Source organism: Streptomyces sp. NPDC107498 (assembly GCF_055582805.1).
Window position 1 is genome coordinate 37,088 of record NZ_JBVJPE010000036.1, and the last position, 12,880, is coordinate 49,967.

9 protein-coding genes are annotated in these 12,880 nt (G+C 73.5%); 5 read left to right on the plus strand and 4 right to left on the minus strand.

Features of this window, described 5'->3' with window-relative positions; genetic code table 11:
* Positions 1–109: 109 nt before the first annotated feature.
* Complete coding sequence (locus ACZ66Z_RS35070) at positions 110–871, minus strand: enoyl-CoA hydratase-related protein (protein ID WP_469939911.1); 762 nt, start codon at positions 869–871, stop codon at positions 110–112.
* Positions 872–997: 126 nt separating this feature from the next.
* Here ACZ66Z_RS35070 and ACZ66Z_RS35075 point away from each other — a divergent pair, with 126 nt between their 5' ends.
* The 5 genes from ACZ66Z_RS35075 to ACZ66Z_RS35095 all read left to right on the plus strand — a co-directional run bounded on the left by ACZ66Z_RS35075 (position 998) and on the right by ACZ66Z_RS35095 (position 5,714).
* On the plus strand, positions 998–2,332 hold the full coding sequence (locus ACZ66Z_RS35075; RefSeq protein WP_469939912.1) for an aminotransferase-like domain-containing protein: 1,335 nt from the start codon (positions 998–1,000) through the stop codon (positions 2,330–2,332).
* Positions 2,329–2,526, plus strand: coding sequence for a hypothetical protein (locus ACZ66Z_RS35080; protein ID WP_469939913.1), 198 nt, complete (start codon positions 2,329–2,331; stop codon positions 2,524–2,526). The genes ACZ66Z_RS35075 and ACZ66Z_RS35080 overlap by 4 nt, the downstream gene beginning before the upstream one ends.
* A gap of 145 nt (positions 2,527–2,671) precedes the next feature.
* Positions 2,672–3,217, plus strand: coding sequence for a hypothetical protein (locus ACZ66Z_RS35085; protein ID WP_469939915.1), 546 nt, complete (start codon positions 2,672–2,674; stop codon positions 3,215–3,217).
* A gap of 206 nt (positions 3,218–3,423) precedes the next feature.
* The gene (locus ACZ66Z_RS35090) at positions 3,424–3,978 is read left to right on the plus strand and encodes a hypothetical protein (RefSeq protein WP_469939916.1); all 555 of its coding nucleotides are present in this window, start codon (positions 3,424–3,426) and stop codon (positions 3,976–3,978) included.
* A 38-nt stretch (positions 3,979–4,016) separates the two neighbouring features.
* A complete protein-coding gene (locus ACZ66Z_RS35095) occupies positions 4,017–5,714 on the plus strand; it encodes a long-chain fatty acid--CoA ligase (protein WP_469939917.1) in 1,698 nt (565 codons plus the stop codon).
* A 58-nt stretch (positions 5,715–5,772) separates the two neighbouring features.
* Here ACZ66Z_RS35095 and ACZ66Z_RS35100 read toward each other — a convergent pair whose 3' ends face one another.
* From ACZ66Z_RS35100 to ACZ66Z_RS35110, 3 genes are all read right to left on the minus strand, one after another.
* Entirely contained in the window at positions 5,773–6,216 is a 444-nt protein-coding gene (locus ACZ66Z_RS35100) for a hypothetical protein (RefSeq protein ID WP_469939918.1), read from the minus strand.
* Complete coding sequence (locus ACZ66Z_RS35105; RefSeq protein WP_469939920.1) at positions 6,213–7,295, minus strand: flavin-containing monooxygenase; 1,083 nt, start codon at positions 7,293–7,295, stop codon at positions 6,213–6,215. Before ACZ66Z_RS35105 ends, ACZ66Z_RS35100 begins: the two co-directional genes overlap by 4 nt.
* 147 nt (positions 7,296–7,442) lie before the next feature.
* The gene (locus tag ACZ66Z_RS35110) at positions 7,443–12,788 is read right to left on the minus strand and encodes an amino acid adenylation domain-containing protein (RefSeq protein WP_469939921.1); all 5,346 of its coding nucleotides are present in this window, start codon (positions 12,786–12,788) and stop codon (positions 7,443–7,445) included.
* Positions 12,789–12,880 lie beyond the last annotated feature (92 nt).

Sequence of the window (12,880 nt, forward strand, 5' to 3'; positions counted from 1 at the left end):
ACTCGCGCGGGTCCCGGTCGGCACCGGCGACCCCGCCGACGGTCCTGTGCTCCTCCGGCAGGGCGCGGGCCCGCCCGTACGACAGCCGGAAGGGCGGGGCGCCGCGGGCTCAGCGGTCGAGGAACCGCCGCAGTCCGGTCCGTACGCCTTCCGTGGGGACGGTGGCGGCGAAGCAGGCCGCCTCCACGGCCAGGCCCTCGTCGATCGGCAGGCCGATCCCGCGGGTGACCGCGCGCAGGCAGGCCGCCACCGCCGTCGGCGCGTGCCGGGTGATGCGAGCGGCCAGGTCCCGTGCGGCGCCGAGGAGTTCACCGGCGGGCACGACGGCGTTGACGAGACCGAGCTCGGCGGCCCGGGCGGCCGGGACCGGATCGCCGGTCAGGATCATCTCCAGGCCGCGCTTGCGGCCGACGTGACGCGGCAACCGCTGCGATCCGCCGAAGGGCGGCGGGAACCCGAGGGAGACCTCGGGCTTGGCGAAGGTCGCGTGCTCGGCGGCGATCGCGAGCGGCGCGGCCTCGGTGATCTCGCAACCGCCGCCGTACGCCAGGCCGTTGACCGCGACGATCACCGGCTTGGGGAACTCCTCGATCCGCCGGGTCAACGCGTGCCCCCGGCGGACGACCTCGCGCAGCGCGCGCTCGGGCCCGCCCGCGATGCTGTCCGCCAGGGACGGGATGTCCGCCCCCGCGCTGAACGCCCTGCGTCCGGCGCCGGTCAGGACGACGGCCCGGACGCGGTCGTCGGAGTCGACGCGGTCCAGCGCGTCGAGCAGCGCGTCGATCGTCGGGTAGTCGAGGGCGTTGAGCTTGTGTTCCCTGTCGATGGTGAGCGTGACGACGTCGTCGTCGCGCTCGGTGCGGACGGCCATGCCGGGTCCTCCGATTCGCCTGGGTGCGGACGTCACCGAGGCTAGGAGTCACGGTCCGGGACGCTCCATTTATTGTCCTGGATACATGTCCCGTCCCGTCCGATCCGTGCCCGACGCAGGTGCCGCATGCGACCGCCCTCCTACAAAGCCGTCGTCGACGAGTTCGCCGCCGCGATCCGCTCCGGCGCGATCCCGGCGGGCGGCAGGCTCCCGACGCACCGCGCCCTCGCCCGCGAGCGGCGGATCGCGCTGGCCACCGCCACCCGGGTCTACGCCGAACTCGCCGCCATGGGACTGGTCGTGGGGGAGCCGGGCCGGGGGACGTTCGTCCGCGAGCGCTCCGGCTACGACGGGCTCGAACCGTCACGCGCGCTGCCGGTGCCCCGGGTGGCGGACCTGTCGTTCAACCAGCCGCTGGCGCCGGGGCAGACGGAGCTGCTGCGGCAGGCCCTGAGCGCGCTGGCGACGACCGGAGACGCCGAGGCGCTGCTCCGCCAGCACCCGCCGGGGGGACGTCGGCGCGACCGGGCGGTCGTGGCCACGTACCTGCTCGGGCGGGGGATCGACGTCCCGCCGCAGGACGTCCTGCTGACGGGCGGGACCCAGCAGGCGCTCGACGTCGTCCTGCGGGCGCTGACCCGGCCCGGCGACGTCCTCGCCGTCGACGCGCTCGGCTACCCGGGCGTCAAGCTCCTCGCCTCGGCGCACGGCCTCGACCTGGCCCCGGTCCCGGTCACGCCGACCGGCCCCGACCTCGACGCCTTCGACCGACTGTGCCGCGACCGGCCCGTCCGTGCCGTCTACACCCAGCCGACCGTGCACAACCCGCTCGGCTGGGTCCTCGACCGGGAGCGGCGCGACCGCCTCGTCGCGGTCGCCCGGGCGCGGGACTGCCTGATCATCGAGGACGGCACCTACGCGTTCCTCGACCCCTCGCCGCCCCCGCCGCTCCGGGCCCTCGCGCCCGAACGCACCTGTCATGTCGCCGGCCTGTCGAAGAACGTGGCGCCCGGCCTGCGGTTCGGCTTCGCCGTACTGCCCGGCCGTCACGTCGAGCGGGTCACCCGGAGCCTTCGCGCGGCGGCCTGGGGAGCCCCGGGGATCGTCACCGCGCTCGCCACCCGCTGGCTCTCCGACGGCACGGTGACGCGCCTGGAGCGGGGCCGTCGCGCGGACGCCGCCGTCCGGCAGGGCATCGCCCGCGAGGTGCTGACCGGCATGGACGTCACGGCCCACCCGACCTCGTACACGGTCTGGCTCGGGCTGGAGCCGCACCAGCGGCCCGACCACGTGGCGGCCCTGCTCGCGGAGGAAGGCGTCCTCGTGTCCACCGCGGACGCCTTCGCCGTCGGCCCCCACCGCCCCCGGGCCCTCCGGCTGGCACTGGCCACCCCGCCCCCGGACGGGCTCCGGGACGCGCTGCACCGCCTGAGGGACACGATCGGGACGATCCCGCCGTGACCCACGGGACCGGCGGGGCCACGGCGGACGTGCACCTCCCGAGGGCCGGCGGGACCGTCCGGTTCGGCTCGCCGGAGCGGGCCGCCCTCCCGCTCGGCCGGATCCGAGCGTTCACCGCGGGCCGGCCGGAGACCGCCGACGGCGAGTTCACCCTTCCGGCGCAGGCCGGAGTGCCGCGCGTCCGGCGGCTGTGAAGCATCCGTGAGGGTCCGGGTGGCGGTCGGTGAAAGCGATTGGCCTGAACGGGTCGACGGAATGGCCCTCGATCATGGAAACTGATCGGCAACAGGCCATCGAGTGGCCTGAGTTGGTCAAACAACGACAAGTGCGGGGGATGACATGGCAACACTCACTCGGCGTTGGTCGACGCGCATAGCGGGCGCGATGGCCGGAGCGGCGCTGATCGTCGGGGGTACGGCAGGCGTCTCGAACGCCGTCGTGACGCCTCCTCCCGGGGCGAGCCCGTTCGACGCCCTCGGGAAGTACGGCGTGGTCACGACCACGCACCCGGACACCGTGGGCTGCAACGGCTACAAGGTGGTCGGGTCGGGGACCGTCACCGGCAACCGGATCGCCGGCACCGGCACCTGGTCGCAGACGGAGGACGCCTGTACCGCGACCGTCCCGGGTCAGTGGGACATCAACGGCAAGGTGACGGTCACGCAGACCGACGGTTCCCACCTCTACTTCACCTACCACCTCAGCGCGCCGCTGACGTCGGACACCATGGTGTACCCGTCCGGCACGTTCACGATCACCGGTGGCGACGGCGCCTTCGACGAGGCGGTCGGCAGCGGCAAGATGAACGCCACGGTCAACCTGCTCGACAAGGACCACGTCACGGCCTCCCTGTCCGGATCCATGGGCTTCCGGTGGCAGATCTGACCTGAGGCCGGTCCCCGGCGGATGACGTCCCGTCGACGTCGTCCGCCCCCGGAGCCGGCCCCGCCGTGCGCGGGGCCGGCTCCTTCCTTCTGTTCGCGGCGCGTGCGTCGAACGTCTCGACGGAAGACTCCTCGATCAGGGAAGCTGTCCCCAACAGCCCTTCATGCGGGCTCAGTTGAGACAGAACTGACACTTCGGGGGAGAACATGGCAAGAGTTGCCCGTCACTGGTCCGCGCGCATAGCGGGCGTGGTGGCCGGATCGGTACTGATCGCCGGCGGCACGGCAGGCGTCACGTACGCCGCCGGGACCGCCCCCTCGGCCGCCGCGGCCGCGACCTACCTTCCCACGGTCGAGATCACCAGCAACTTCGCGGTGGTCGCGACCACGCACCCCGACACCGTGGGCTGCAACGGCTACAACGTGACCGGCACGGGGACCTCCACCGGCAGGCCGGTCACCACCGCCACCTGGGCGCAGAAGGAAGTGGTGTGCACCGCGACCATCCCCGGCAAGTACGACATCAAGGGGACGGCGACGATGACGGAGCCCGACGGTGACCGGCTCAACATCAGCTACGCGCTCACCGCGCCGCTGACGTCGGACACCCTGGTCTACCCGACCGGCACCTTCAAGATCATCGGCGGCTCCGGCAACTACGAGTTCGCGGCCGGCAGCGGCAAGATGAACGCCCGCGTCAACCTGCTCGACCACGATCACGTCAGCAGCTCCCTGCTGGGAGAGATCCAGTACCTCGGCTGATCCCGACCGCTGACCGCGTACTCGCAAGGGGGCGCACCATGAAGAGCACGATGCAGGACCGCGAGCTGCTGGTTCGCGACATCCTCGCGCACGGACAACGCGTCTACGGGGACAGCCGGGTGGTGCGATGTGCCGACGGGTCGACCGCACGGTCCTCGCAGACCTTCGCCGACATCGCCCGTCAGGCCGAACGGCTCGCCGCCGCGCTCTCCCGACTGGGCGTGCAGACCGGCGAACGGGTCGCCACGCTGGCCTGGAACACCCCCGAACACCTGGTGGCGTACCTCGCCGTACCGAGCATGGGGGCGGTGCTGCACACCCTCAACCTCCGTCTCCATCCGGACCAGTTGGGCTACATCGTCGAGCACGCCGAGGACGCCGTCCTCCTCGTCGACGCGACCCTCCTGGACATGCTCCCGCCCCTACGGGACCGGCTGGGCAGCGTGCGCCACCTGGTCGTCATCGGCGACGCGCCGGAGGTGGAGCTGCCCCCGCACATCGCCGTACACCGCTGGGACGAACTGCTCGCGGCCGAGCGGCCCGGCTTCGACTGGCCCGACCTGGACGAACGGGAAGCGGCGGCGCTCTGCTACACGACCGGCACCACCGGCAACCCCAAGGGCGTGGCCTACAGCCACCGCTCGATCACCCTCCACACGCTCGGCGTCTCGGCCGGCGCCGGGTTCGCGATGCACGACGGCGACCGCGTCCTGCCGATCGTGCCCATGTTCCACGCCAACGCCTGGGGCTGGCCCTACGCCGCCTGGCTGGCGGGCTCCGACCTCATCATGAACGGCCGCCGTCTGCACACCCCGGACCTGGCCCGGATCATCAACGAGGAACGGCCCACCGCCGTCGCGGCGATCTGCACCATCTGGAACAGCCTGGTCCACCACGGCGAGCAGCACCCGCTGGACCTGAGCGGCGTACGACTCGCGGGCTGCGGCGGCGCCACCCCGCCGCGCGCCCTGCTCAAGCAGCTCAAGGACCGCTACGGGGTCCGGCTGAAGCAGGGCTGGGGACTGACCGAGACCAGCCCCCTCGCCACCTTCGCCGTCCCCCCGCACGGCACCCCGGACGAGGACGAGGTCGACTGGCTGGCCAAGAGCGGCCGCCTCATGCCCTTCGTCGACGCCCGGCTGATCGCGGAGGACGGCAGCGAACAGCCCTGGGACGGCCGGTCGGTGGGCGAACTGGAGCTGCGCGGACCGTGGGTCACCGGCTCGTACTTCAACACCGAGGACTCCGCGGAGAAGTTCCACGACGGCTGGCTGCGCACCGGCGACCTGGGAGTGATCGAACCGGGCGGCTGGGTGGTCGTCAGCGACCGGCTCAAGGACGGCATCAAGAGCGGCGGTGAGTGGATCTCCACCATCGAGCTCGAGAACGCGATCATCGAGCACCCCGCCGTGCTCGAGGCCGTCGTGGTCGGCGTGCCCGACCCGCGCTGGGAGGAACGCCCCCTGGCCTGCGTGTCACTGGTGCCGGGCGCGGGGACCGGCGGGGACGAGCTCCGGGAGTTCCTGACCGGACGGGTGGCGCGCTGGTGGATACCGGAGCGCTGGTCCTTCGTCGACGCGGTGCCCAAGACCAGCGTCGGCAAGTACGACAAGCGGGCGGTGCGGGCCTCGTACGGGGAAGGGACGCTCGACGTCTGGGCCCCGGGCGGGCCCGGCGGATCCGACGGGCCGGACGGGCCCGGCGGGTCCGGCGCGCGGGTGCCGCCCGCGGAGTGAGGCGAACGGAGGAGGCGGCGTCCCGGATCGTCCGGGGCGCCGCCTCCTTCCGTACGCCTCAGGCCGACGTCGCGCGCGCGGCCTCGGTCAGCAGCTCCCGCTGCTCGTCGGGGCCGAGGCCCAGTTCCCGTACCAGCCGGAGCGACAGGACGAGGTGGGCCTGCATCCTCGCCTCCGGATCGAGCCGCTCGCCACCGGACGCCGCGGCCCCGTGCAGCCCCTCGGCGAACAGGCCTTCGAGGGCCGCCCGGTCGAAGTCCTCCGCGCCGGCCTCCAGCGAGCCGAGGAACTCCGCGACGTACGCGCTGATCTCCCGCGGCGCCGCCCCCTGCGGGAAGCGGCGACGGGCGGCGAGCCCGAAGGCGGCGCCGACCGCCTGCCCGTACCCCGGCCCGGCGGGGTCGAGGGCGGCGGACTTCTGCGCGAACCCGATGAAGTCGAACGCCAACAGCGCGCCCAGCACGTCGAGTTCGGTGGTGGTGGTGGTGGCGGTGGTGGTCATGACGGCTCGCCTTCTGCCGTGGGAGGAACGGTCGTGGTGCTCTGGGCGGCTGCGGTGATCGCCGCCGCGGTGCGCTCGGCGTCCCGGCCGACGAAGCCGATCAGCGCCGAGCCGCGGGTGCGCATCCGGTAGAGCCCCAGGTAGTGGCTGCCGGGCAGCACCCCCGTGCCCTCCGTGTGCCGGGGCTGCCCGTCCTCGTCGAGCATCGCCGGGTCGAGCCAGCTCCAGTCGGTGCGGTAGCCGGTCGCCCAGATCACCGTGGACGGCTTGACGCGCTCGCCGTCGGCGGTGACCAGCTCGGCGCCCTCGGCCGCGGTGATCCGGCCCACGGTCCGCACCCCGCCCGCGGCGACCAGCTCGGGCACCCGGTCGCCGACGATCGGGTCCGGCGCCTGCATGTTCACCGGGAGGCTCATCACGCCGATGACGCTCATCCACCAGAACATGTCCCGCCCGACGACGGTCTGCGGCAGGGGCGGCGACACCTTGTCGCTGCAGCTGAGCACCACGCTGTGGGTCGCGGACAGCTCCGCGGCTATCTGCCGGCCGGAGTTGCCGTCGCCGACGACCACCACCGTGCCCGGCGGCACCTGGGCGGGCGCGCGGTACTCGCTGGTGTGCAGGGTGGGCACGTCCGCACTCAGCCCGGCCGCGAACTCCGGAAGCCGGGGGGCGCCGAACGGGCCGGTCGCGATCACGACCTGCTCGGCGCGGCAGTCGCCGTGCGCGGTGGTCAGCAGATAGCCGTCGTCGTCCCTGCGCAGCGACAGCACCCTGTGGTCGGTCAGCACCGGGATGTCGAACCGCTCGGCGTAGTCCCGCAGATACGCCACGACCTCGTCCTTGCCGGGGTAGTGCGCCCCGGCCCCGGGGAACGGCAGGCCCGGCAGCCCGGAGAACTGCGCGGAGGTGAACAGCTTCAGGGAGTCCCAGCGCCGCTCCCAGGTCTCGCCGACCTCGCTGCCGGCGTCGAGGACCACACACCCCACGCCGGCCTGCCGCAGGTGGTACGCGGCGGCGAGCCCCGATTGGCCCGCTCCGACGACGGCGACCGGCACGGTGGCCGGCAACGCGCTCATCGGCTCGCTCCGGCGCTGTTCCGGCCGGCCTGATCAATTCGCATTCCGATTGTCCTCACTTCTCGTACCTGGACCCCGCCGGATCCGCAGGACCGGTCCGGGGTGGACCGGCCGGGCCGCCCGCGCGGGCGGCCCGGCCGGTTCGGGTCAGTGCGCGTCGAGGGCGCGGCGCAGCTCGCCGGCCAGGACGCGCAGCCGCTCGCCCCGCATCACCGTGTAGTGGTCGCCGGGCACGTCGACGAGGGTGGCGTCACCGGAGAAGTACCGCATCCAGCGGGACGCGGTCTCGACCGTCGCACCGCCGTCCGCCGCCCGCAGCGACACCACTCGGCCGGTGAACCCGCTGGGCGTGTGACTCAACAGGGCCCGGTAGTTGTTCCGGAACCGGTCGACGATGCCGCTCAGCGTGTCGAGGTCGATGTCCTCGGACAGCGCCCCCGCCGCCCGCGCCTCCGCGTGCAGCACCCGCACCGGCGGACGGCCGTCGAAGGCCTCGACCGGCAGCTCCCAGTCCACCCCGGCGAGCCCCGCCAGGTCCCGGGCGAACCAGGAGAGCAGCGTCTCGTCGGAGACCGGCTCGCCCTCGGCCGGCCCGGGCTCGACCATCAGGTCGACCACGGCGAGCAGCTCCACCTCGGCGCCCGCCGCGGTCAGCCGGTTCGCCATCTCCAGGGCGATCACGCCGCCCATCGACCAGCCGCCGAGCCGGTACGGACCCTCCGGCAGCGCCTCCCGGACCGCCGCGACGTAGTGCGCGGCCATGGCCCCGACACTGGTCAGCTCCGTGTCCGGCAGCTGCAGCGCGTAGAACGGCTGGTCGTCGCCGAGGAGTTCGGCGAGCTCCGCGTAGCAGAGCACGTCACCGCCGACCGGGTGCACGAACACCAGGGGAGTCCGCGAACCGCCCGTGCGCACCGGCACCAGCGCCGTGCGCCCCTCCTCGCCGCTGCCGGCCTCCCGGACCGCCCGGGCGAGCAGCTCGATGGTCGGCCGGGCGAAGAGGGTGGACAGCGGCAGGCTGCGGCCCAGACCGCGGGCGATCCTGGCCATGAGGCGCACCGCGAGGAGCGAGTCGCCGCCGAGGTCGAAGAAGCTCGCGGTCACCCCGATCTCGGACACTCCGAAGAACTCCGCCCAGATCTCCGCGAGCCGGCGCTCCACCTCGTCGCGGGGCGCGACGAAGCCGGCGCCCTCCGCGGCGACCTCCTCGGGAGCGGGCAGCGCCGCCCGGTTGACCTTGCCGTTGTCGCTGAGCGGCAGTTCGTCCAGGACGAGGACGCGCTGCGGCACCAGGTGCGACGGGACCACCTGGCGCAGCGCCTCGATGATCTGCTGCTCGGTGTCGTCGCGCCCCTCGTCGAGGACGACGTACGCGATCAGCCGCTTGGGGCCGTGCTGCTCGCCCGCCGCGACGACCGCGGCGCTCCGCACGCCCCCGCACTGGGTCAGCGCGGCCTCCACCTCGCCCAGCTCGATCCGGTAGCCCTGGATCTTCACCTGGGAGTCCAGCCGGCCGAGGAACTCGATGGTGCCGTCCGGCAGGAAGCGTCCCATGTCGCCGGTGCGGTAGAGACGCTCACCGGTGACCGGGTGGTGCAGGAACGCGGCCCGGGTCTTGACCTCGTCGTTCAGGTAGCCCCGGGCCAGCCCGACGCCGGCGATGTAGAGGTCGCCGGGCACCCACACGGGGCAGGGCCGCATCGCGCCGTCGAGCACGTGGAAGCGCTGGTTGCGCATGGCCTTGCCGTACGGGATGCTCGCGCAGTCGTCCGGCACGTCGCCGATGGGGTGCAGGATCGACCAGATCGACGCCTCCGTGGCGCCGCCCAGGCTCCACAGCTCCGCCTCCGGCAGCAGCAGCCGGATCCGGCCGGGCAGCGACACGGGTATCCAGTCGCCGCTCATCATGACGAGCCGCACCGGCAGCCCGGTGAGCCCGTTCGACAGGGCGTGCTCGGTGAACATCTCCATCAGCGCGGGCACGCTGTTCCAGATCGTCACCCCGTGCTCCGTGACGAGCTCCGCCCAGCGGGCGGGCTCGCGGTGCGCGGCCGGCTCCGGCAGCACCAGGGCGCCGCCCACCGACAGCAGGCCGAACACGTCGTAGACCGACAGGTCGAAGTGCATCGCGGACAGTCCGAGGGCCCGGTCCGCCGCGGTGACGCCGTAGCGCTCGTTGACGTCGACCACCGTGTTCAGGGCCGCACCGTGCTCGATCATCACGCCCTTGGGCAGCCCGGTGGAGCCCGAGGTGAAGATCACGTACGCGAGGTCGCCGGGCTTGGCGCCCGACTCCCCGAGCGGGGCCTCCTCGCCCTCGTCGTCGGCCCGCACCACGGTCCTGGCCACGCCCTGCGGCCAGTCCGCCGTGTCCTCCACCCACGGCTGGGTGACGACGCGGGTGATCCCGGCGCTCTCCAGCAGCACGTGCAGCCGCTCGACCGGCACGCGGGCGTCGATCGGGACGTACGCCGCCCCGGCCCGCAGGATGCCGAGCGCCGCGACGACCTGCTCCCAGCCCTTGTCCATCACGATGCCCACCAGGTCGCCGGGCCCGGCGCCCTGGGCGCGCAGCGCGTGCCCCACCTGGTTGGACCTGCGGTCGAGCTCCCCGTACGTCAGGGTCAGCGCCCGCGAGATGACGGCGGGCGCGTCGGGCGTGGCCGCGGCCTGGGCGAGCACCGCGTCGTGCAACAGGCCGTCGGGCACGGGCCCGTCGGTGTCGTTGGCCGCGGCCCGTACGTCCAGGTCGGCCGCCGGCACGAGCGCCGGCCTCGGCCGCCGCCAGGCCTCCGGGTCACGGCACAGCTCGTGCAGCAACCGCTGGTACGCGGCGAACATGGCGTCCACGCAACCCGCCGGGAACAGCTCCTCGATCACGTCCCAGTTCAGGACGAGCTCACCGGCCTCCTCGACCGCCTGGTGGTCCAGCCACACCTGCGGCGTGCGCACCGAGCTGCTCACCTGACGGCCGTTCTCACCGATCCCGGCCAGGTACTGCACGACCCCGCGCCGCTCGGTGTCCTGCTGCCCCGCGAAGTTCACCAGGCTCGTGAAGACCACCGGCGCCGCGGCCCGCACCGAGGCGCCACGCGCCCGGTTCAGCTCCCTCAGCACCTGCACGCCGCTGACCTGGCTGTGCTCCATGTCGCTCCACAGCCGGGCCTGCACCTCGCCCGCACGGACGGCGAACGCGTCGTCGGCCGAGTCGCGGATCTCCAGCATCAGCGTGGTGGAGAAGTTGCCGATGACGTCGCCGACCTGCGGGTGCAGCGGCAGCCGGTTGAAGTACAGCAGGTTCAGACAGAAGTCGGGCGTCGCGCTCCACTCCGCGATCACCTGCGCGTACGCGGTGCACAGCGCCGCCGAGGGGCTGACCCCGGCCACCGCCGCGTGCTCCTTGAAGCGGTCCCACTCCTCCTTCGGGAGCGTCGCGCCACGGTGGTTGAACACCGGCCGGTCCAGGCTCGACGGAGCCACCGCCAGCGGCAGCTGGGGCGCGGGCGGCAGGGTGTCCAGCCGGTCCCGCCAGTAGGCGAGCGCCCGGTCGTACTCGGGACCGCACTCCAGCTCACGGGCCTGGCGGACGTAGTCCCGGTAGCGCAGCTCCAGCTCGGGCAGCTCCTCGCCGCGGTAGTGCGCGGCCCACTCCTTGAACAGGATCGACGTGCTGAAGCCGTCGATGACCAGGGCGTCGAAGCCGGCGTGCAGCCGGATCGTCCGGTCGTCGATCCGGGTCACCCGCACGTCGAACAGCGGCCAGCGGGCGGTGTCGAAGACCTGGTGCCGCATCTCCTCGTGGACGGCGGTCAGCGCGGCCTCGCGCTCGTCCTCGGCCAGGTGGGAGACGTCCGTCTCACGGATCGCGTAGGCCGGGACCTCGCGCTGGACGCGCTGCTCGCCCTCGGCGGTGAAGACGGCCCGCAGCATGTCGTGACGCTCGATCATCGCCCGGAAGGACGCACCGAGCCGCTCCAGGTCCACCTTCTCCAGGTCGATCTCGATCTGGAAGTAGGTGGAGGTGTTGCCGAGCTCGAAGGCGTCGCCCCGGCCGACGAGGTACGCCTGCTGGAGATCGGTCAGGCCGAACGGCTCGTAGCGCTCCGCGTCGACGTCACCGCCGGTCTCGGCACCGGTCTCGACGCCGGCCGCGGCGTCGGCCGCGGCACCGGTCTGCGGGGCCTCCGCGTCGGTGCCTCCGTCGGTCTCCGGCGTCCCCGCCTCGGTTCCGGCGCCGAGCGCGGCCAGCACGTCCCCGGCGATGTCCTCGGTGCTGCGGCCGTTCAGGAACGCCGTCATCGGCAGCAGGACGTCGAGCTCGCGGTTCAGCGCCGTCCGGATCTTCATCGCGATCAGCGAGTCCAGGCCGAGCGCCTGCAGCGACTGCCCGGTGTCCAGCCGGGCCGCCACCGTGCCGAGGGCCTGGGCGACGGTCCGCGTCACGAGGGCGCGCACCGCCTCGGGCGCCGGTGCGGGCGCGGTCTCGGGCTCCTCGACCGGTGCCGGGGCCGGCGCCGTCGGGACCGTGGTCCGCCGCTGCGGTTCGGCCACGGCCGGGGTCACGCGTGCGGCCGCGGGCACCGGCACGGCGGCGGGCTCCGCCGCCGGCCGGCTCAGGGCCGGGACGAAGCGCACGCCGCAGGCCTCGGCGACCAACCGGCCCTGCGCGGTGACGAGCCGGATGCGCACCCGGGTGCCGTCCTCGAACAGTTCGGCGTGACATCGAAGGCCTTCCCGGGCTCCACCGCGGTCGTAGTGCACGAAGCGGTCGAGACCGGCCGGCACGAGTGCCGGGCCGTCCATCGGGAAGCAGGCCAGTGCCGTCTGGAACATGGCGTCGACCAGACCGGGGTGGATCAGGTAGCGCTCCGCCTCGCCGGGCAGGGCGGACCGGATCTCGGCCGTGGCCTCGCCCCGGCCGAGCCGGATCCGCTCCACCCAGCGGGCGGCGGAGCCCAGGTACAGGGCGCGCTGCCACAGCATCCGGTACAACTCGTCGCCCGTCAGCTCACGACCCGAACCCACCGACGCGAACGCCACCGAGGGAGCGGCCGGAGCACCGGAGGCGGCCCGGCCCTGCGCGTGCAGCTGCCAGCCGCCCGCCGGGTCCTGCGCGTAGTAGCGGAACAGGTCCGCGTCCACGACGAGCTGGGCGGCGCGCCCGCCGCCGGCCGCCGACCGGTCGATGCCGACCGGTTCGAGCACCAGGTCGACGGGGAGGTCCAGGTCCTCGACGGACACGGGCCCCGGCCCGGAGAGTTCGGTGACCGCCTCGATCAACGACTCCACGAGGACACCCGCGCTGACCACCGGCCGCCCGCCGACCACGAAGTCGCCGAGGCAGGGGTGCGCCACCGCGTCGAGCCGCGGGGCGAACTGCGCCTGCGCGAGCGGAGACGACGGCAGTCGTGCGCCCAGCAGATCCCCCCGCTCGCCAGGGAGTTCCACCGGCCGGGCCTCGCTGCGCGGGACGGCGACGGGCTCGTTCCGCAACCAGTAGTGCTGCCGTTGGAAGGGGTAGGAGGGCAGTTCGACGGTGTGGGCGCGATAGGGCCGAAGGAGGGTGGGCCAGTCGATGGTGACGC

Bases quoted from the DNA above. Each gene is read 5' to 3' on its own strand.
- ACZ66Z_RS35070 (WP_469939911.1), bottom strand. From the start codon at position 871: ATGGCCGTCCGCACCGAGCGCGACGACGACGTCGTCACGCTCACCATC.
- ACZ66Z_RS35090 (WP_469939916.1), top strand. From the start codon at position 3,424: ATGGCAAGAGTTGCCCGTCACTGGTCCGCGCGCATAGCGGGCGTGGTG.
- ACZ66Z_RS35075 (WP_469939912.1), top strand. From the start codon at position 998: ATGCGACCGCCCTCCTACAAAGCCGTCGTCGACGAGTTCGCCGCCGCG.
- ACZ66Z_RS35095 (WP_469939917.1), top strand. From the start codon at position 4,017: ATGAAGAGCACGATGCAGGACCGCGAGCTGCTGGTTCGCGACATCCTC.
- ACZ66Z_RS35085 (WP_469939915.1), top strand. From the start codon at position 2,672: ATGGCAACACTCACTCGGCGTTGGTCGACGCGCATAGCGGGCGCGATG.
- ACZ66Z_RS35100 (WP_469939918.1), bottom strand. From the start codon at position 6,216: ATGACCACCACCGCCACCACCACCACCACCGAACTCGACGTGCTGGGC.
- ACZ66Z_RS35105 (WP_469939920.1), bottom strand. From the start codon at position 7,295: ATGAGCGCGTTGCCGGCCACCGTGCCGGTCGCCGTCGTCGGAGCGGGC.